The sequence below is a fragment of the Dyella sp. EPa41 genome (assembly GCF_016586165.1).
GTDB lineage: Bacteria > Pseudomonadota > Gammaproteobacteria > Xanthomonadales > Rhodanobacteraceae > Dyella.
Window position 1 is genome coordinate 1 of sequence record NZ_BCPR01000050.1, and the last position, 16,820, is coordinate 16,820.

Here is a 16,820-nt window from a genome sequence, read left to right on the forward strand (position 1 = left end):
TGGTGCATTGGGACAAGGGCGAAGTCGATGCCTGGATGGACTTTCCCGCGCATCCGGGCGATGCCATGCACATGAGCAAGGTCGATCCGAAGGCCGACTTCAGCAACGACTTCGAGGATCTTGCCTTCCGCCGGGAGCATGCATGTGAATAGCGCGCTTCGACCCCTCTGTTTCCTGGCCGCCCTGCTTGTCGCCGTCCACGCGAAGGCGGACGGCACGCCGGTGCTGTCGCCCGCCAAAACGGCCGGGCAAGCCGGGCTGGTGGACATCCGTACGCTCGCGCCAGGCATCGCCGAGGACATCAAGTACGCCGGCAGCGACAACTTCGTCGGCACGCCGGTGGACGGCTACCTTGCGCCCAAGTGCTTCCTGCTCAAGCCCGCCGCCGAGGCGCTGGCGCGCGTGGAGCGCGACCTGCACACGCAGCATCGCGGCCTGCTGGTCTTCGACTGCTATCGGCCCGCGCGTGCCGTGGCGCATTTCGTGCGCTGGGCCGGCGACCTCTCGGACCAGCGCACCAAGCCCGCGCACTATCCCGACCTGGACAAGCGCGCGCTGCTCGGCGACTACATCGCACCGGTATCGGGCCATAGCCGCGGCGCCACGACCGACCTCACGATGATGCAGTGCGATGCCAACGACGCGCATTGCGAGCCGCTCGACATGGGCACCTCGTTCGACTATTTCGGCACGCTGGCGAACACCGAATCGCCTGAGGCCACGCCCGCGCAGCACGCCAACCGCGAGCTGCTGCGGGCCGCGATGGAACGCCAAGGTTTCCGCAACTACGCCATGGAATGGTGGCATTACACCCTGACGCCCGAACCCACGCCCGACACGATCTACGACGTGCCGGTGCAGTGATCGCCCACTCCCGATGACAAGGGTCGTACCGATGCGCACGTTCACCTCGCTGCTCGCCCTCCTGCTGTGCACGGCCGTCCGCGCCGCCACGTCCGGCACCGCCGATGTCGACGCGATGATGAAGGCCTACCAGGGCGATGTGCCCGGCGCGTCGTTGCTGGTGATCAAGGACGGCAAGGCGGTAGTGCGCAGGAGCTATGGCCTGGCCAACCTGGAATCCCACGAGGCCGCGACGCCCGCCACCAACTATCGCCTCGCCTCGGTGAGCAAGCAGTTCACCGCGGCGGGCATCCTGCTGCTGTCGGAACGCGGCAAGCTCTCGCTCGACGATCGCGTGCGCCGCTGGCTGCCCGAACTCAACGCCACCCACGATGCCATCACCATCCGGCAGCTGCTGGATCACAGCGGCGGCCTGATCGATTACGAAGACCTGATGCCGACCGACACCACCGAACAGATCAGCGATGCCGGCGTGCTGAAACTGCTCGCCGCCGAACCGCGCGCCTACTTCGCACCGGGCACCTCATACCGCTACAGCAATGGCGGCTACGTGCTGCTCGGCCTGATCATCGAGCGCGCCTCGGGCCAGGCGCTGCCGGACTTCCTGCGCCAGAACATCTTCCAGCCCCTGGGCATGACACACACGCTGCTGTATCAGCGCGGCGGTCCGGACGTACCGAACCGGGCTTACGGTTACAGCGACGAGAACGGCCACTGGTTGCGCACCGACCAGAGCACCACCAGCGCCACGCGCGGGGACGGCGGCATCTATTCATCCATCGACGACATGGCGAAATGGGACGCGGCGCTGTACGACCACCGCCTGCTCTCCGACGCCTCGCGCAATGCGGCCTTCAGCGCGCAGAACAAGGTGACGGGCGAAGAAGACGTCGACGGCTACGGCTTCGGCTGGCGCATCCACGGCGACGTGCGCTGGCACTCCGGCGAAACCATGGGCTTTCGCAACGTGATCATCCGCTGGCCGAAGCAGCACCTCACCGTGGTGATGCTGACCAATCGGAATGATCCGGAGCCGTATCGCACGGCGTTGGCGATAGGGCAGCAGTTTCTCGGCGCAAAACCCTAGTGCCTCCCTTTTGTAGGAGCGCACCCAGTGCGCGACATCCTTTCGCGCCGGTCTACATGGTTGCTTTTTGAGATTTGGTTGTTGCCTTCGGTTGCCATGCTGCCGCGGGCATGCCGCCTACGACCGTAGGAAGTCACCGTGGGACGCGGCGGGCATCTCGATCCCTACCCTTGTAGGAGCGCACCCTGTGCGCGACAGCCTTTCGCGATGGGCTGCATGGTTGTGGCTTTTATGAGAGCGGGCTATTCCCTTCGGTAGCTCCGCTACCGCAAGAGTGCCGCCTACGCGGCGGGCGTTTCGACGTCCTGCCGGCCGCCGAGTCACTTTTCTTTGGGTCTTAGGAAGCAAACGCTGCACTGAGAGCAGCTATCTTCCTGATATGTCAACGAAAAACAGGTACTTTTTCCGTTCGAAAATCAGCGAGGCCCGTTTTCGGGCCCTGATGCGCTGTTTTGCACTCGATTTGACCGCCACCACAGCCGCTCAATTGACGGGCCTGAGTGTGCGTTCGGTCAACGCGATTTTCCTCGGCGTGCGTCGCCGCATGGCCTAGGAATGCGAGCGCCGTTCCCCCTTTCATGGCGAAGTGGAAGTGGATGAATCGTTCTTCGGACCGTGGCGCGTGCGTGGCAAACGGGGGCGTGGTGCCTACAAGAAAACCATCGTCTTCGGCATGCTCAAACGCGACGATTGTGTCTATACCCAGATCGTCCCCAACTGCCGTGCCATCACGCTACAGGCCGTGATTCGTGGGCATGTGGCGCTCGACAGCACCATTCTGTCGGACTGCTTGAACAGCTACGACGGCCTAGTGGATTTGGGTTATGCCAAACACCTGCGCATTCGTCATAGCGAAGATCATTTCGCTGACGGACCTAATCACATCAATGGCATCGAAAGCTTCTGGAGCTATGCGAAGCGACGGCTCGCCAAGTTCAATGGGTTATCCAAACGGACCTTTCCGCTTCATCTGAAGGAATGCGAATACCGCTTCAACCATCGACATGAAGATCTCTATCGGGTCATCCTGGCAATGTTGCGTGACCACCCCATTTAGCCAAGTTTGCTTCCTAAGACCCTTTCTTTTGCTGGCCCAAAAGAAAAGTAACCCAAAGAAAATGGCCTTCAGAGCCAAGGCTCATAGCGATATGCGGGATAGGAACGTCGGACGACCGAGGCCAGCCGGGATGGGCTCGTTACTACCTCGAAACGGCGTGGCTACACCGCAACGCGTCGAGGCGAAGAGGACTCAAGGCAACTTCGCTGAGCTGTGATGAAGCCTATGGGTTACCGCACCCTTTCCCCCTCTCCCCTCCGGGGCACGCGGGGAGCGGCCATGGATGGCCGCGGCTTTGAGGAGCGAGGAGAGGGCTGGGGTGAGGGGTGGGGCTCGCGATAGTGCAACCTATTGCTTGTAGGAGCGCACCCAGTGCGCGGTCCTGCCTACCTCACCGCCCACCCATCACCGGTTGCGGAAACGCCAGCACGTCCGCGGTATAGCTTTCCACCACCAGGCTGAAAGGCCGATTGTCCTGATCGAACAACACCGCGCGGTGCTGCAGCACGTGACGCGGGATCTCCAACGCGCTTCCTTTCGACGTGGGCACCGGCGCGCCGTTCTCCCAGCCTTGCGGCAAGGGCGACCACAGCAGTTCGGCGGACAACGTCTGTCGACGGAAGTGCAGCGCCTGCACCACCTTGCCGAACGGCGTGTCGGTGGTGTCCAGCTCGTGGTTCATGGCGTCGGTAAGGCGCGAGGGCACGTACCAGTTGTCCGCCTCGGACAGCACGTGCTCGCCGCAGGCGAGCTGCACGCGGCGATAACGCACCGGCTCGTCCGCGCCGATGGCGAGCTGCTTGCGCGCCTCGTCGGGCAATGGCTTGTCTTCGCCATGCACGCGTTCGGCCACGACCTTGGCTTCGGCTGCGAGATGGTGCGCGCCGCACCAGCGCTCCAGCGTCAGCGTGGCGCTGGGGTGGCTCAGCAGGTCGGCGTTGAGCGTCTGCAACAGCGCCAGCACTTCGACCCGCGAAGAGGCGTCGTCGCGCCACGGCGCCTCGGGCGTGCGGGCGGGCGTTGGCGTTACCAGCAGGCTGCCACCCAGCCCGATCGCGCAGGCAGCGGCCGCGCCTCGACGGATCACGCGCATGCTCACAGGCCCTTTGCCGCCTGCGCCACGGCGCGGAACAGCGCGCGCCCTTTGTTCATCGTCTCCTCCCACTCGGACGCGGGGTCGGAGTCGTACACGATGCCCGCCCCTGCCTGGACGTGCAGGCGTCCGTCCTGGATCACCGCCGTGCGGATCGCGATGGCGGTGTCCGCATCGCCCCACCAGCCGATCCAGCCGATGGCGCCGGCGTAGATGTTGCGCTTGTAGGGTTCGAGTTCCTGGATGATCTCCAGCGCGCGGATCTTCGGCGCGCCGCTGAGCGTGCCCGCGGGAAACGTCGCCTTGAGCACGTCCATGTAGCCGACGTCAGGCCGCACATCGCCCTGCACCTGCGAGACGATGTGCATCACGTGCGAATAGCGCTCGACCACGAAGGATTCGCTGACCTCGACGCTGCCGGTCTCGCTGATGCGCCCGATGTCGTTGCGGCCGAGGTCGATCAGCATCACGTGCTCGGCGCGCTCCTTCGGATCGGCCAGCAGTTCCGCTTCCAGTGCCTGGTCTTCCTCCTCGGTGGCACCGCGCTTGCGCGTGCCGGCGAGCGGGCGCACCACCACCTTGCCGTCCTTGAGGCGCGCAAGGATTTCCGGCGAGGAGCCCACGATCTGCGTCTGGCCCAGATCGACGAAGTACATGTACGGCGACGGATTGAGCGCGCGCAGCGCGCGGTACACGTCCACGGGGCGTGCATTGAAGCCCACGCTCAGGCGCTGCGACGGCACCACCTGGAAGATGTCGCCCGCGCGGATGTATTCCTTCGCGCGCTCCACCATCGCCTCGAACTCCTCCTTGGTGAAGGAGGACTTGAAGTCGCTTTCGTCCAGCGCGGTGCTATGGTTGAGCTGCGGATACGACACGCCGCTCTGGCGCAGGCGATAGACCAGTGCGTCGAGCCGGCGCTGCGCCTCGGCATAGGCGTGCGGCTGCGAGGGGTCGGCATGCACGATGAGGTACAGGCGGCCCTTGAGGTTGTCGAACACCGCCACTTCTTCGGCCAGCATCAGCAGCACGTCGGGCGTGCCGAGCTCGTCCGCGCGATCCCATTGCGCCAGGCGAGGCTCGATGTAGCCGATGGTCTCGAAGCCGAAGTACCCCACCAGGCCGCCACTGAAGGCCGGCAGTTGCGGCAGGCGGGGCACGTCGTACTGCTTGCGCAGCACTTCGATTTCGCCGAGCGGGTCTTCCACGTGACGGCGCCCGGTCACTTCACCGGCGTCCTCCACTTCCAGCTCATGCCCGCGCAAGCGGTACACCCGCTTCGCCGGCAGCCCGATGATCGAATAGCGTCCCCAGGTGGCGCCGCCCTCGACCGATTCGAACAGGAAGGTGTACGGGCCATCGGCCAGCTTGAGGTACACCGAGAGCGGCGTGTCGAGGTCGGAGAACACCTCGCGCACCAGCGGGATGCGGGTATGGCCCTGCGCAGCCAGTGCGTCGAATTCGTCGCGGGAAATCACGTGGGGAGTGTCCGTTGGGGCGAGCGTGAACGGCCATTGTAGGGGCCCCGCGCGGCGAACCGAAATCCATATACGGCTTGTTCGCGCCCGATGGCGGGCCTAACCTTGCCCCATTGGCGCGCGAAGCGGCATTCGCAGGGGAATCAACGGGTATGGGCCACTGCTGTCTGATCCTTTCCGGCCGGCTGCTCGATGGGCAGGACCCGGCCACGGTCCACGCCCGGCTGGCGGCCGCCTTCGGCATGGAAATGGGTGGGTTCCGCGAGCGCGTGTTCGAACGGGCGCCGCTGATCATTCGCCGCGGCCTCGACGACGCCACCGCCGAAGCCCAGGCCGCGCAGCTGCGCGCGATGGGCGTGGAAGCGGACGTGCTGCCCGACAACGATCGCCTCGCCTGGCTGCGCCGCGATGGCCAGATCCGCGGCCCGCTGCCCGAGGATGCCCTGTCGCGCTATGCCCACGCGGGCGACCAGTGGTGCCATGACGGTGGCCAGGCATGGTTCGACTGGGTGCACGCGCCGTCGGCGCTGCCGCCGCTCCCGGAACCGGCCCCGGAAGATGTCGCGGCCGAGAAGGCGGCGGATCACGAGCCACCGCCGATACCTGCCGCCATGGAGCCGCCTCCGCTTCCACCCATGGCGGCCATGCCGCCGCCTCCAGCGCCACCTGCCATCGTCAAGGCGCCGCTTTCCACGGTCGCCGTGGTGGCCGTGCTGTTCGGCGTGCTGGCGCTCCTGTATCGCCCGCTGTCTCCCGTCGCCGTGCTGCTGGCGCTGGGCGTGCTGGTCTACCTGTATCGCCGGCCGCTGCTGCGGGGGCGCGCGTTCGCCGTCGCCGCACTGGTGCTGGGCGCCGCGGCATGCCTGCTGTGGATGCATCGCCCCGCGCCCGCACCTGTCGCCGACGTGTATGTGCCGCGACCGCTCAAGCCGCTTCCCTCCGGTCGCACGGCGAATGCGGACGCGGCCGTCCCATGCACCGCGAAGGCGCCAGCGCCCAAGAACGACGAGGACCGCTTCCTGCTCACCGGCGAGCGCGTGCTCACCGGTCGGGCGCAGCGCAAGGGCGACACCTATGTCGCCGAGGCCGCGGTATCGGTCAGCGACGACTGCCAGCCCAGCGCCCTGCAGCTCTACGTATTCCGCCACGGCGTGTTCATCGGCCCGGCGCTCGACAAGGCCGCCGGCCTCGCCAACACCAGGCTTGCCGACTTCGACCTGATCGACGACCAGCACCTGCAAGTGACGCTGGCGCAATGCACGGAAAAGCCCGGCGATTGCGCAGCCACCACGGTGAAGCAGTTTGCCGTGATGCCGGGCGGCGGCGGGTGGACCCTGGGCGAGATCAAGTAGCCCCCTTGGCTCTCCTGTAGGAGCGCACCCAGTGCGCGATAGGCCGACGGAGCGGTGACGCCGTGGCGGGGACGTTCCCAAAACTCCACAGAGGCCAGACGGCACTCTGCGATCGCGCACTGGTGCGCTCCTACAAAGGCGTGTTTGACGTCACAGCCGCTGACGCGGCATCCCATGCAAGTCGAGCGTAAACGCCACGCCGCTGCCATCGTCCAGATTGCGCGCCATCGCCACGCCGCCGTGGCGCTCCGCCACCAGGCGCACCACGTAGAGGCCCAGGCCGAGATGCGGCGCATCGCCGGGCGTGGCCTTGTCGCGCAGGCTTACCAGTGAATCGAACAGGCGCCCCTGCATGGCGGCGGGCAGCGGCGGCCCCTGGTTGGCCAGTTCGATCTCGGCGCCGTTGCCGGTTGCGCTGAGCGTCAACCGCAGCCAGCCGCCATCCGGCGTGAACGACAAGGCGTTGTCGAACAGCTTGTCCAGCGCCTGCGCGATCAGTTCGGGCGCGCAGTGCATCATCATCGGCTCGCCAGGCAGCACGGTTTCCAGTCTTCGCGTGCCGGCCAGCGGTCGATAGGCCTCGCTGCAACCACGCACCACGGCCACGAGGTCCACGTCCTCCGGCTCGGCCGCCGCAATGGCGCGTTCCATGCGGCTCGCCTCGCTCATCGCGCGCACCAGCGCACCGAGCCGCGCCACGCCGTCGCGCGCGCGCAGCATGTAGGGCTGGGCATCCGGCGGCATCGCGTGCTCGGCCTGCAGCGCATGCTCCAGGTTGTCCAGCGAGGACTTCACGATCGCCAGCGGCGTGTTCAGTTCGTGCGAGAGCTTGGAGGCAAGCGTGCGCAGATAGTCCGTATAACCGCCCACCACCTCGAACAGCCGCTCGAAGCTGCGCGCCAGGTCGCCGATCTCGTCCTCGGCGCTTGTCATCGGGAAGGGGCCGTCCAGACGTCCATCGTTCAATTGCGCGCGCTCGGCCGCATCGCGCAGGCGGCCCAGGCGAATGCTCAGGCGCGTGGCGAAGATCAGCAGGATCGCGCCTGCCACCAAGAGCACGCCGAAACTCGTGAGCAGCAAGCCCAGCAGCGCACGATTGGCCAGCAGCGGCACCGCGCGGCTGGCCTGTTCCAGCAGCAGCACGCCGCGCACCTGGCCGTCGCGCTCGATCGGCACGGCCGCCGCCAGCACCACGCTGCCGCGCGCCTCGCCCTGCCGCCACAGCGTTGCCGGCTGTCCCTTGCTGGCATCGCGTACCTGGGCCACGTCCAGGCGCGGCACGTCCTGCGTCCACAGTTCCGCGTCTTCCACCTGGTTCGCCAGCAGCGAGCGATAGATCAGCGCGGCGAACCAGCCCGGCTGCTCGCCGGGTGCGGCGGCAGGGGCCGCCAGATGCCCGGTCTGCGCGAGCACCCAGCCGGCCGGTGCCAGCACGCGCGCCTGCACGCCATCGAGCGCGAGCTGACCCAGTTCGTAGGACAACGTGGGCGAGTACGCCACCAGCGGGCGACTCTCCACGGCTTGCGGATCACCACCCGCGGTCGCGTCGTAGATCGACAGGCCCAGTGAATCCACGCCCAGGCTGCGCGGTACGCGCAGTTCCACGCGATACCCGCTGCCGTCTTCCTGCCATTGCGCACTGAGCTGCGCCGGCAAACCGTCAACGGCGGGGTCGAGCGGCCGCGCGGCGACCAAGCCGGGCGCCGCGCTGGCCAGCAGGTAGCGGCGCGACTCGCCCGCCCTGCCCAGGCTCAGCACCAGGTGATCGGCACGCAACGCGCCAGGGTCTTCCGCATCGGCGCGCGTGCGTTGCGTGCTGCGCACGTCCGCGTAGAGGTAGAGCCAGTCCGCGTCCTCGGCGAGCAGCAGCTTGCCGCGACGGTCCAGCGGCTGGCTCCACGGCGTGAGCGGCGCCCAGTCGTCGCCGTAACCGTCGATCGTGATCGGGTTGACCGTCTGCTGCACGTACCAATCCGGCCCCGCCGGCGGCAGCGGTGCATCGGTGACCACCAGGCTGCGCGCCATGGCGCGTGCTGAGGCGGTAAGCGCCTGCGCCTGGCCTTCGCGCAGCAGGGTTTCCATCTGGCGCACATACAGCCAGCCGGCCACCGGCAAGGCCAGCGTGCACAGGGCAACGAGCAGCAGTTTGCGGCGGAGGGTCATGCCGGCACGATACCGAAAAGCCGCTTAGTGCGCGGCCTTGGCGGCGGAGGCATGCCCGGCGGCGTTCACCGCGTAACGCGATTGTTCGACCACCTGCCGGAACAGCGCGAGCAGTTCTTCCTTGCCCTGCTCGTCGTGTGCGAACGCCATCGACCAGCTGAAGCGGATGCCGCTCGCCAGGCCGGGATCGCAGAACACCACCACGTCGTCCTTGTGGTCCGTGCCTTCGTACAGCACGCCGCGACAGGCCAGTGCCTTGTTGTCGAGCGCAAACACGCCCGCCTTGCCGCGGGGATCGCGACCGAGGTAGTGATGGCGATCGTCCTGCACCTCGGCTTCGAGCGACGACAGTTTGGACGGCCAGACGTTGAGCACCATCACGCGATCCGGCTCGCCCGTCCATTCGCCCTTGTAGAGCACTTCGTTGACGCCGATGCCCTGCGCGTACAGGCAGCAGTCCTGCGTCCAGCCGGCCGGAAGCACGGTGCGGATGGTCCACGCTGGAACATCACGGTCCGCCTTGCCGCTGACCACCACCGACGCCGCATCAGCGGCCGAGGCACCCTGTGCGGAAACCCACAACAGCAACAACGACGGCAAACACACCCAACGCTTCATCAAGGCTTCCATCGATAGCCCACGCCATGCACCGTCTCGATGGCGTCGAACTCCGGCGCCACCGCGATGAACTTCTTGCGGATGCGCTTGATGTGCGAGGTGATGGTGGCATCGTCCACCACCAGCTCGGCTTCACGCATCAACTGGTCACGGTTCTTCACGTGACCGGGAAAGCGCACCAGGGTGTGCACCATCCAGAACTCGGTGACCGTCAGCGGGATCTCCTCGTTGTTCCAAGTGATGCGCATGCGTTCGGATTCGAGCTTGAGCGGGCCATGCTCGATCACCGTCTCGCTGGACGCGGGCACCTTCAGCGATTCGATGCGGCGGAACAGCGCCGCGATGCGGGCCGCCAGCTGGTGCAGGCTGGTGTCCTTGCTCAGGTAATCGTCGGCGCCCAGGCGCAGGCCCGAGATCACGTCGAAATCGGAATCGCGCGCCGTGAGGAAGATGATCGGCAGCGTCGCCGACTTGGCGCGCAGCTCCCGGCACAGGTCGAAGCCGCCTTCCGGCTCGTCGCCCAGGCCGATGTCGATGATGACCAGCTCCGGCAGCCGCATGGCGAAGGCGTTGGAGGCCTCCTGCCGCGAGCCATAGCCGCGCGTTTCGTAACCGAAGCGGGTCAGCGCCTCGACATAGTTGGCGCGGATCAGCGGCTCGTCTTCGACGATGGCGATGCTGCGGCCCATGGCTCACTCCCAAATGGCGATGGCGCGCAGCGTGAAGGCTGCGTGGCAAGCGCGCAAGCCATGAACGCACGCTGCCCTCATTTCGCCATTCGCCATCGCCAGGCCGCCACAGCCGGCGGCCGTGATGCAGTTCGCACAAATGCCGCGGTTCGTTCGCGATGCCACGCCACCGGCCGATCTTGCCCGCGTTTTGCCACATTCGGGTCCCGGCGCATGCCCGGCCGGGGAGCGCAATGAAGCTGTCTACGCAGGAGTCCCGACACATGCGCCCCAACGGCCAACCGCCCGTCGATCCCAACGCCGAACTGCACGGTTTCGAGCCGTTGCGCGTGGTGCTGGCGCTGGGCGCGCTCCTGCTCGGCCTGGTCATGAGCCTGCACTGAGGAGGCCCGTCATGAACGGCGATATCGAACTGAACGATCCTTTCCTGTCACCTGCCGTGGAAGGCTTGGAGGCGGCCAGCGCGCATGGAAGCGCGTCGGCCGCCGGGGCCGATGAGCCCGATCCCGAATACTGGCAACCCTTTTGAGCCTTGCTCCCGCCCCCGGGTTACGTTCCTCCCCGCCCATGGCGGGGATTTTTTCATCTGAACAAAGACTTAGGGCCATGCCCAGGCAGGGCCGTCCGGGGAACCAAACCGCAGGATCCCGGTCCGAACTGTTGGCGGTCGTGGATTCTTGCCGTGGATCCCTGGCCGCCGTGTGGTCTCCTCACACGTCGTTCCGACGAACTTGTCCCGGCGCGGATGCGCCGGGATCTTCTTGTGGGGACCCGCCCAGCGCCTTCAGGCCGGGACGGCCGCCAGCTGCTCGTGCATCGCGGCAATGACGGTCTTGTAGTCCGGCGCATTGAAGATGGCCGATCCGGCCACGAAGGTGTCGGCGCCCGCCGCGCCGATCTCGCCGATGTTGTTCGCCGTCACGCCGCCGTCGATCTCCAGGCGGATCGCGCGGCCGCTCTCGTCGATGCGGCGGCGCACCTGGCGCAGCTTGTCCAGCGCGGTGGGGATGAACTTCTGCCCGCCGAAGCCCGGGTTCACCGACATCAGCAGGATCAGGTCCAGCTTGTCCATCACGTAATCGAGATAGCTCAGCGGCGTGGCCGGGTTGAACACCAGGCCGGCCTGGCAGCCCGAATCCTTGATGAGGCCGATGGTGCGGTCGATGTGCTCGCTGGCTTCCGGGTGGAAGCTGATCACGGTCGCGCCCGCCTTGGCGAAATCCGGCACGATGCGATCCACCGGCTTCACCATCAGGTGCACGTCGATCGGCGCGGTGATGCCGTAATCGCGCAACGCCTTGAGCACCATCGGGCCCATGGTGAGGTTGGGCACGTAGTGGTTGTCCATCACGTCGAAATGCACCCAGTCCGCGCCGGCGGCCAGCGCCTTGGCGGTGTCCTCGCCGAGCCGCGCGAAATCGGCGGAGAGGATGGACGGGGCGATGACGTTGGATTGCTTGCTCATGATGCTAGGTCCTGTAGGAGCGCACCCAGTGCGCGATCAGCCTACGAAGCGGTGACGATGTAACCCTGTGGTCGCGCACAGGGTGCGCTCCGACACGTAGGCGCCAAGTCTATTTGAAGCCGCGCTCGGCCTTGATGCGCTCGTAGGCGGCGTTGATCTCGCTGGCGCGCGATTCCGCCTGCTTGCGCATCGCTTCGGGCAGGTCACCCAGGCGATCCGGATGGTGCTCGGAAATCAGCTTGCGGTAGGCGCGCTTCACCCCGCGGTCGTCCACGCTGCGCGCAATGCCGAGCACGGTGTACGGGTCGGGTCCCTGCGTGTTGCGCTGGGGCGGCACGTAGCCGCCGTTGCCGCCGTACGGGCCATGGCCGCGCGAGTAGCCCGTGGCGTTCCAGGCGTAGCCCTTCATGGCCATCAGCGCCATCAGCTCCATGTCGCTCACGCGCAGCGCGAAGGCGAGCTGGCGCAGGATGGCCATCTTTTCCGGCGGCGGGTTGCCCTCGGCCAGCACCGTTTCGATCACCACGTCCAGCACGGGAAAAGCATGATCACGACGCAGGCCGACCCAGCGGCGCAGCTCCTCGATGGCGAGGCTCACGTTGAACTCGGGCTGCTTGCCCTGGTTAAACGCGATGATGGCCTGCTTGCGCTGCTCATGCTCCAGGCCCATGCGCTGCATCACGCGCTCGGCCACGGCGATCTCGGCCTCGGACACGCGGCCGTCGGACTTGGCCACCGCGCCCAGCACGTTGAACAGCGGACTGATGTAGCCGCCGGCCTCGGGCGTGACCCGGGCGCGCTGCCCCTTGCGCAGGCTGTCGATGATGAAGCCGGTGATGCCGCCGACCACGGCGCCCGGCAGGCCGTGACCGAAGATCAGTCCGAACAGGGCGAGCCAGAGGGTCCAGGTGAAAGTCATGGGTTGCCTTGAGCGTGGGGCGTCTGCGCGCTGTACCAGCGCGCCAGTTCGTCGAGATCGGCGTCACTCATCGGGCCGATGGCCGCGCGCATCAAGGGCACGTTGCGGCGACCGTCGCGATATTGCTTGAGCGCCTCGCGCAGGTAATCGAGCTTCTGGCCGGCCAGGTTGGGCGCGCCGGGAATCTGCGCCATGCCGGTTTCGCCATGGCACGCCGCGCACAGGCCCAGTCGCGCGGGCTTGGCCGGCGCCGCCGCGTGAACGGGCAGCGCGGCCACGAGTCCGGCCGTGAGCAACGGCCACGCCCACGCGTGGCGCTTGCCCGTGCGTGGTGCGGCATCGATGCGGGGCGGCGGGACCATCGGGAAGGGCCTGGCTCAAAAAGCGCCGATTCTAGCAGCCGCCGCAAGCACCGCTGGGCCAGGCGCAACGTCGCGAGGCGTTCCGCCGGGGCCTCACCCGCTACAATGGATGGCTTCGCGGGCCCCGCCGCTGGGCCCCAGTCATCGTTTTCCCGTCCTGGCGCGCCAGGCGGCCAGCCAGGAGCGAACGAACGTGCCCACCACCCTGCTGCAATCGAACCTGCCGGGCCTGGAACTGATCCACCGCGGCAAGGTGCGCGACGTCTACGCGCTGCCGGAGAACCGCCTGCTGATCGTTGCCAGCGACCGCCTGTCCGCGTTCGACGTGGTGCTGCCCGACCCGATTCCGGGCAAGGGCGAGATGCTCACGCAGATCTCCAACTTCTGGTTCGGCAAGACCGCGCACCTGGTGCCCAACCACCTGCTCGACGTGCCGCTGGCCGACGTGCTGCCCGCCGGCACCGATCTGAAGCTCTACGAGAAGCGCGCCGTGGTCACGCGCCGCCTCAAGCCGGTACCGGTGGAAGCCATCGCGCGCGGTTACCTCATCGGCTCGGGCTGGAAGGACTACCAGGCCACCGGTTCACTGTGCGGCATCCAGCTGCCGGCTGGCCTCAGGCAGGCGCAGCAGTTGCCTGAGCCGATCTTCACGCCGTCGACCAAGGCCGCCGTGGGCGATCACGACGAGAACGTGAGCTTCGATGCCGTGGTGGCCGCCGTGGGCACCGAGCTCGCCGAACAGGTGCGCGCAGCGACGCTGTCGATCTACCAGTGGGCCGCCGCCTATGCCGCCGAGCGCGGCATCATCATCGCCGACACCAAGTTCGAGTTCGGCACCGATGAAAGCGGCAAGCTCTACGTGATGGACGAGATGCTGACGCCCGATTCCTCGCGCTTCTGGCCGGCCGACTCGTACCAGGTCGGCATCAGCCCGCCGAGCTACGACAAGCAGTTCGTGCGCGACTACCTGGAAACGCTGGACTGGAACAAGAAAGCGCCCGGCCCGAACGTGCCCGCCCACGTGATTGCCGCCACTTCGGCGAAGTACGCCGAAGCGCTGCAGCGTCTTGCCGACATCAAGCTGGACTGATCCCGCATGCAGCACTGGCTCGATAGCTACAGCGCCGACCACCAGCACCCCATCAACCGCCTGCTCCACTGGATCTGCGTGCCGCTGATCCTGTGGTGCGCGATCGCGATGATGTGGACGATTCCGGTGCCGCCGATGATCGGTCGCCCCGGCTTCTGGTCGGTCGCTGCACTGGTGCTGGCCTTCGCGTGGTACTGGAAGCAGTCGCACCGCCTGGGCGCCGCGCTGTTCGTCGCCCTGGTGCTGCTATGCCTGCTGACGGAATGGGCTTATCGCCAGCTGGGGCCGCATGGCTTGCTGCTGACGGCCATCGGCGTGTTCGTCGTGGCATGGATCGGGCAGTTCATCGGCCACGCCATCGAAGGCCGCCGGCCAAGCTTCTTCACCGACCTCGCCTACCTGTTGGTGGGCCCGGCGTGGCTGATGGACAAGCTGCTGCGCCGCGTGGGCATTTGACCTGCGACGGCGTCCGCGCCCCGTCCGCAGGCGCAGGCCGGAACCCCGGGCCTTGTCCTCGTGGCTTTGGCGCCATGTCGGAGACAATGTCCCCGTCGGCGCCATACCGGATGGCGCGGCCATCGAACGCGATCGCAACGGGATGACCCGCCTTCGGCTGTTGCAAATCACCTCCGGCCTGCGCCGGCATGACGGGCAAAATCGGGAACCTCAAACGGCATGACCACCCTTCTCACCCTGATCAGCGCCCTGCTCTGGTGGGTGCTCTACAGCAGCATCGGCGCATTGTTCTTCGCCATCATCACGTGGTCCGTGATGCGTTGGAGCGAACGCTGCCCGGTGGTGTTCAACCGTGCCTATCTCGCCTGCCTCGTGTGGAGCCTGATCAGCCTGCTGATCATCGGCGGCGTGGCGATGCACGAGGGCCATACCAAACCGCCGTATGCGCCGCTGCTCGTATCGCCACTGCTGCGTGGCGCCCTGTTGATCGACATGGTGATCGGCGTGGTCGTGTTGTGGCGGCTGATTCCGCGCATCGATGCGCACCGCGTCCGGCCGGCCAGCGCGTGCCTGGCGGTGGCGGTGATCATGGCCGTGGGCTTCGGTGTGGCCACCAGCCTCGCCGGTTGAACCGCACGTCACGGTCTCCGAACGTGGGACAGGCGCAAGCTATCACCGTCGGCTAGCGGCCGAGACATCGCATGACACTGCGTAGCCTGTTCATCGACTTCAACAGCTATTTCGCCTCGGTGGAACAGCACGAGGAACCGTCGCTGCGCGGCCGCCCCGTCGGCGTGGTGCCGGTGGACGCGGACACGACCTGCCTCATCGCGGCGAGCTACGAAGCCAAGGCGTTCGGTGTGGGCACCGGCACGCTGGCGCGCGAGGCGCGGCGGCTGTGCCCCGGTATCGAGATCCGGCTGGCGCGCCCCGAGCGCTACGTGTGGTGGCACAACACGCTGATCGAGGCGATCGACCACGCCATTCCCATTGCGCGCATCGGCTCGATCGACGAGATGGCATGCGAGCTGGTGGGACGGCAACGTGACCGTGGCATTGCCGAACAGGTGGCGGCGCAGGTGAAGCGGGAGATCGCCCGCGTCGCACCCGGCGGCGCCATCCGCTGCTCGATCGGCATCGCACCGAACGACTTCCTCGCCAAGACCGCATCGGACATGCGCAAGCCCGACGGCCTCACCGTGATCGAGCAGGCCGACCTGCCGCATGTGCTGCACGACCTCGCGTTGCGCGACCTCTGCGGCATCGGGCCGTCGATGGAGCAGCGCCTCGTCGCGAGCGGCATCACCACCGTACGGCAACTCACGGAAGCGCCACGCCACCAGCTGCGCCATGCGTGGGGCAGCATCGAGGGCGAACGCATGTGGGATCTGCTGCGCGGCAAGTGGTTGCCGGTGGCGGAGACCACGCGCGGCTCACTCGGCCACTCGCATGTGCTGGGCCCCGAGTTGCGCCATCCGGCGGGTGCGCGCGCCGTGTTGACGAAGCTGCTGGTGAAGGCGGCCATGCGCCTGCGCAAGCTGGACATGCTGAGCGGTGCGATGGCCGTGCGCATTCGCTACGTAGGCCACGACGCGCGTTGGGAAGGCGACCTCAGTTTCGATCCCACCGACGACAGCCGTGAGCTGCTGCGCATGCTCACCCGCATGATCGACGGCCCCGGTCGCGGCGCGCGCGTGCTGCCCGGCCCCGCCCGCGCCACGCCGCTGTCGGTGAGCGTCACGCTGCACCGGCTGATCGAGCGCACGCAAAGCACCGGCTCGCTATTCGAGTCGCCGGCCACCACGCGCAAGGTCGACGCCGTGATCGATCGCATCAATGCGAAATTCGGCTACAACAAGGTGTACTTCGGCAGCATGCAGGCCGCGATCGAACACGACGCCGCGCCGATGCGCATTCCCTTCAACCGCATTCCCGACAGCGCCAGCGAGAACGAGGCGCGCAAGGACGACGCGCAGCACCACGCACTGTGGCTGCAATCACTCAATCGGGCGAAGGTGCTTGCCGAGCATGCGCATCGGCAGGAGCGGGAAGAGAAGCCAAACACGCGTCGATGAGCGAGGCTTCGGGCCGACGCATCATCCGCTGGAACTTGTCGCGGCCGGCCCC

The 16,820-nt window shown here is 67.0% G+C and carries 16 protein-coding genes and 1 pseudogene; 9 read left to right on the plus strand and 8 right to left on the minus strand.

Annotation, left to right across the window (positions count from 1 at the left end):
- Positions 1-138: 138 nt before the first annotated feature.
- The 3 genes and pseudogenes from JMF82_RS15205 (at position 139) to JMF82_RS15215 (ending at position 3,008) form a co-directional block, all read left to right on the plus strand.
- On the plus strand, positions 139-864 hold the full coding sequence (locus JMF82_RS15205; protein ID WP_201315404.1) for a M15 family metallopeptidase: 726 nt from the start codon (positions 139-141) through the stop codon (positions 862-864).
- 31 nt (positions 865-895) lie between these two features.
- On the plus strand, positions 896-1,951 hold the full coding sequence (locus JMF82_RS15210) for a serine hydrolase domain-containing protein (RefSeq protein ID WP_201315405.1): 1,056 nt from the start codon (positions 896-898) through the stop codon (positions 1,949-1,951).
- 379 nt (positions 1,952-2,330) lie between these two features.
- Positions 2,331-3,008 (plus strand): annotated as a pseudogene (locus tag JMF82_RS15215) (IS1595 family transposase).
- Between the two features lie 391 nt (positions 3,009-3,399).
- On the opposite strand, the gene JMF82_RS15220 reads toward JMF82_RS15215, so the two are convergent.
- Entirely contained in the window at positions 3,400-4,101 is a 702-nt protein-coding gene (locus JMF82_RS15220; RefSeq protein ID WP_201315406.1) for a hypothetical protein, read from the minus strand.
- Positions 4,102-4,103: 2 nt separating this feature from the next.
- The gene (trpE, locus tag JMF82_RS15225) at positions 4,104-5,579 is read right to left on the minus strand and encodes an anthranilate synthase component I (RefSeq protein ID WP_201315407.1); all 1,476 of its coding nucleotides are present in this window, start codon (positions 5,577-5,579) and stop codon (positions 4,104-4,106) included.
- A gap of 152 nt (positions 5,580-5,731) precedes the next feature.
- Between trpE and JMF82_RS15230 the strand changes: the two genes are divergently transcribed.
- Positions 5,732-6,931: a hypothetical protein gene (locus JMF82_RS15230; RefSeq protein ID WP_201315408.1), complete on the plus strand. Its 1,200-nt coding sequence runs from the start codon at positions 5,732-5,734 to the stop codon at positions 6,929-6,931.
- 150 nt (positions 6,932-7,081) lie between these two features.
- Here JMF82_RS15230 and JMF82_RS15235 read toward each other — a convergent pair whose 3' ends face one another.
- Genes JMF82_RS15235 through pdsR form a run of 3 tightly spaced genes read right to left on the minus strand, consistent with a single transcriptional unit; the run spans position 7,082 to position 10,401 of the window.
- A complete protein-coding gene (locus JMF82_RS15235) occupies positions 7,082-9,094 on the minus strand; it encodes an ATP-binding protein (RefSeq protein WP_201315409.1) in 2,013 nt (670 codons plus the stop codon).
- Positions 9,095-9,118: 24 nt separating this feature from the next.
- Positions 9,119-9,712: a hypothetical protein gene (locus JMF82_RS15240; RefSeq protein WP_201315410.1), complete on the minus strand. Its 594-nt coding sequence runs from the start codon at positions 9,710-9,712 to the stop codon at positions 9,119-9,121.
- Positions 9,712-10,401: a proteobacterial dedicated sortase system response regulator gene (pdsR, locus tag JMF82_RS15245; RefSeq protein ID WP_038623322.1), complete on the minus strand. Its 690-nt coding sequence runs from the start codon at positions 10,399-10,401 to the stop codon at positions 9,712-9,714. Before pdsR ends, JMF82_RS15240 begins: the two co-directional genes overlap by 1 nt.
- Positions 10,402-10,795: 394 nt before the next feature.
- On the opposite strand from pdsR, the gene JMF82_RS22175 reads away from it, so the two are divergent.
- Positions 10,796-10,930 carry a hypothetical protein gene (locus JMF82_RS22175; protein WP_255560094.1) on the plus strand — a complete coding sequence of 45 codons (135 nt, stop codon included), beginning with the start codon at positions 10,796-10,798 and terminating at the stop codon, positions 10,928-10,930.
- 255 nt (positions 10,931-11,185) lie between these two features.
- Here the strand turns inward: JMF82_RS22175 and rpe are convergent, their stop codons facing one another.
- The 3 genes from rpe to JMF82_RS15260 form a co-directional block, all read right to left on the minus strand.
- Positions 11,186-11,866 (minus strand): ribulose-phosphate 3-epimerase, encoded by a 681-nt coding sequence (gene rpe / locus JMF82_RS15250; protein WP_201315411.1) that lies wholly within the window; start codon positions 11,864-11,866, stop codon positions 11,186-11,188.
- A 109-nt stretch (positions 11,867-11,975) separates the two neighbouring features.
- Positions 11,976-12,785: a co-chaperone DjlA gene (gene djlA, locus JMF82_RS15255; protein WP_201315412.1), complete on the minus strand. Its 810-nt coding sequence runs from the start codon at positions 12,783-12,785 to the stop codon at positions 11,976-11,978.
- On the minus strand, positions 12,782-13,054 hold the full coding sequence (locus tag JMF82_RS15260) for a c-type cytochrome (protein ID WP_236585496.1): 273 nt from the start codon (positions 13,052-13,054) through the stop codon (positions 12,782-12,784). Before JMF82_RS15260 ends, djlA begins: the two co-directional genes overlap by 4 nt.
- Positions 13,055-13,340: 286 nt before the next feature.
- Between JMF82_RS15260 and JMF82_RS15265 the strand changes: the two genes are divergently transcribed.
- The 4 genes from JMF82_RS15265 (at position 13,341) to JMF82_RS15280 (ending at position 16,768) form a co-directional block, all read left to right on the plus strand.
- Positions 13,341-14,237 (plus strand): phosphoribosylaminoimidazolesuccinocarboxamide synthase, encoded by an 897-nt coding sequence (locus JMF82_RS15265; protein ID WP_201315414.1) that lies wholly within the window; start codon positions 13,341-13,343, stop codon positions 14,235-14,237.
- 6 nt (positions 14,238-14,243) lie between these two features.
- Positions 14,244-14,693: an Mpo1-like protein gene (locus JMF82_RS15270; RefSeq protein ID WP_201315415.1), complete on the plus strand. Its 450-nt coding sequence runs from the start codon at positions 14,244-14,246 to the stop codon at positions 14,691-14,693.
- Positions 14,694-14,912: 219 nt separating this feature from the next.
- Positions 14,913-15,323 (plus strand): hypothetical protein, encoded by a 411-nt coding sequence (locus JMF82_RS15275; RefSeq protein WP_201315416.1) that lies wholly within the window; start codon positions 14,913-14,915, stop codon positions 15,321-15,323.
- 71 nt (positions 15,324-15,394) lie between these two features.
- Positions 15,395-16,768: a hypothetical protein gene (locus JMF82_RS15280; protein ID WP_201315417.1), complete on the plus strand. Its 1,374-nt coding sequence runs from the start codon at positions 15,395-15,397 to the stop codon at positions 16,766-16,768.
- Positions 16,769-16,820 lie beyond the last annotated feature (52 nt).

What these genes read in the sequence shown, in the direction of transcription:
- pdsR (WP_038623322.1), bottom strand. Translation starts at nt 10,401, where the DNA reads ATGGGCCGCAGCATCGCCATCGTCGAAGACGAGCCGCTGATCCGCGCC.
- JMF82_RS15230 (WP_201315408.1), top strand. Translation starts at nt 5,732, where the DNA reads ATGGGCCACTGCTGTCTGATCCTTTCCGGCCGGCTGCTCGATGGGCAG.
- rpe (WP_201315411.1), bottom strand. Translation starts at nt 11,866, where the DNA reads ATGAGCAAGCAATCCAACGTCATCGCCCCGTCCATCCTCTCCGCCGAT.
- JMF82_RS15205 (WP_201315404.1), top strand. Translation starts at nt 139, where the DNA reads ATGCATGTGAATAGCGCGCTTCGACCCCTCTGTTTCCTGGCCGCCCTG.
- JMF82_RS22175 (WP_255560094.1), top strand. Translation starts at nt 10,796, where the DNA reads ATGAACGGCGATATCGAACTGAACGATCCTTTCCTGTCACCTGCCGTG.
- JMF82_RS15240 (WP_201315410.1), bottom strand. Translation starts at nt 9,712, where the DNA reads ATGAAGCGTTGGGTGTGTTTGCCGTCGTTGTTGCTGTTGTGGGTTTCC.
- JMF82_RS15275 (WP_201315416.1), top strand. Translation starts at nt 14,913, where the DNA reads ATGACCACCCTTCTCACCCTGATCAGCGCCCTGCTCTGGTGGGTGCTC.
- djlA (WP_201315412.1), bottom strand. Translation starts at nt 12,785, where the DNA reads ATGACTTTCACCTGGACCCTCTGGCTCGCCCTGTTCGGACTGATCTTC.
- JMF82_RS15280 (WP_201315417.1), top strand. Translation starts at nt 15,395, where the DNA reads ATGACACTGCGTAGCCTGTTCATCGACTTCAACAGCTATTTCGCCTCG.
- JMF82_RS15270 (WP_201315415.1), top strand. Translation starts at nt 14,244, where the DNA reads ATGCAGCACTGGCTCGATAGCTACAGCGCCGACCACCAGCACCCCATC.
- JMF82_RS15220 (WP_201315406.1), bottom strand. Translation starts at nt 4,101, where the DNA reads ATGCGCGTGATCCGTCGAGGCGCGGCCGCTGCCTGCGCGATCGGGCTG.
- JMF82_RS15210 (WP_201315405.1), top strand. Translation starts at nt 896, where the DNA reads ATGCGCACGTTCACCTCGCTGCTCGCCCTCCTGCTGTGCACGGCCGTC.
- JMF82_RS15235 (WP_201315409.1), bottom strand. Translation starts at nt 9,094, where the DNA reads ATGACCCTCCGCCGCAAACTGCTGCTCGTTGCCCTGTGCACGCTGGCC.